Below are 1,511 nucleotides of genomic sequence, written 5' to 3' on the forward strand. Positions count from 1 at the left end.
GAATGAAAGTGGGTCATTCTCTCAACAAGGCAATTAGACAAAGAAAAAGTTGGATCTTCTCGATTACCGTTGTGTTGCTTTCCCTGTTTCTTGTATTAAGCGCGTGCTCTTCCTCTAAGAATGATGCCTCGTACAGTGGTAACCGAGACATGGAATACAGAAGCAATTTGACGAGCGATGCTCCGAGCAAAGGAGAAGAAACTACAAGTGGTGGGGATCGAAAATCCATTAGTGTGGAGCCTCTAAGACAAAAAGAGGGGGGCAAACGCGGGTATTCAAATCCAGACAAAATAGAGCAGGCCGGGCAACTAACTGCTGGCGAATGGGATGATATAGCTGCTTGGGAACGCTTTGGCAATTTACTCAACTCGCAAGAAGGGGATAGCAGCAAGCGGGTATGGCAGTTCTGGAATTTTAACCGCCTTGAGGTTATCGTCACAGCTGGAGGCAAAGCAGTGTCTGATGCACAGGTAGAACTGTACTCAGGCAAGAAGGCGATATGGAAGGCGCGTACAAACACGGAGGGCAGAGCTTATGTGTATGCAGGTCTATTTGAGAGTGATACGGCGAACTTAGGCCGTTATACCGTTAAAGTGCAATCGGGTCAAGAAAGCAAGACGACGCAGGAGATGGACATCCCACAGCAAGGCAGCATTAAAGTTGATTTAAGTAAAAGTACAGCGCTGTCAGATCAGGTAGACATCATGTTTGTTGTGGATACGACAGGCTCCATGGAAGATGAGCTGAATTACTTGGAAGCGGAGCTTAAGGATGTTGTGAAGCGAGTGTCCGATGAGCATGCGAATCAGCTTGGTATTCGTATCAGCGCAAACTTTTACAAAGATAAGCATGATGATTATATCGTCAAGCCGTATCCATTCACGACGGACATAAATAAAGTGATAGATCAATTTAGCAAACAAAAGGCGGATGGGGGCGGAGATTATCCCGAGGCTGTTGATCAGGCGCTGCGCGATGCGCTTCATGAGCATGAGTGGAGCAAGGATGCTAGAGCGCGTCTGCTGTTTCTCGTTCTAGACGCACCGCCTCATGATGAGCCACAGGTTATCGACGAGATAAAGCAGCTTACAAAGGATGCGGCAGAACAAGGCGTTAGAATTATACCTGTAGCTTCTAGCGGAGTGAGTGCAGAGACGGAATATTTGATGCGTTTCATGGCAACAGCGACGGGCGGCACGTATTTGTTTTTAACCGATGACAGCGGTATCGGCAGTGATCACCTAGAGCCGGCAGTAGGCGAATATGAGGTTAAGCTGCTCAATGATTTGCTTGTTGAAGTCATTAATCGTTATGTTCAGCAGTAGTTTTCTTCATTATAAAAAGGGCAATTCCTTAGCAGCCAAAGCTGGTTGAGGGATTGCCCTTTATTTGAATCTGTAAAGTCACATTTATAACTAAGAAGCTCTTAAAGGAGCATGCAGATACCTAGTCAGGAAGGCATGTTAATAAAGCTTGCCTTGACGATACAGCACGGTTGACAGCTTCATAAC

Annotated in this window: 1 protein-coding gene; it reads left to right on the forward strand. The window is 46.3% G+C overall.

All coding sequences use genetic code 11. The annotated features are described in order from the left end of the window. Positions 1–149: 149 nt before the first annotated feature. Positions 150–1,325, forward strand: coding sequence for a vWA domain-containing protein (locus AB4Z17_RS33440; protein ID WP_441964755.1), 1,176 nt, complete (start codon positions 150–152; stop codon positions 1,323–1,325). The last annotated feature ends 186 nt before the right edge of the window (positions 1,326–1,511 follow it).

This window comes from Paenibacillus sp. TAF43_2 (genome assembly GCF_052113545.1).
Classification (GTDB): domain Bacteria; phylum Bacillota; class Bacilli; order Paenibacillales; family Paenibacillaceae; genus Pristimantibacillus.

Excerpts from the sequence above, each read along its gene's own strand:
- AB4Z17_RS33440 (WP_441964755.1), top strand. The coding sequence starts at position 150 with ATGGAATACAGAAGCAATTTGACGAGCGATGCTCCGAGCAAAGGAGAA.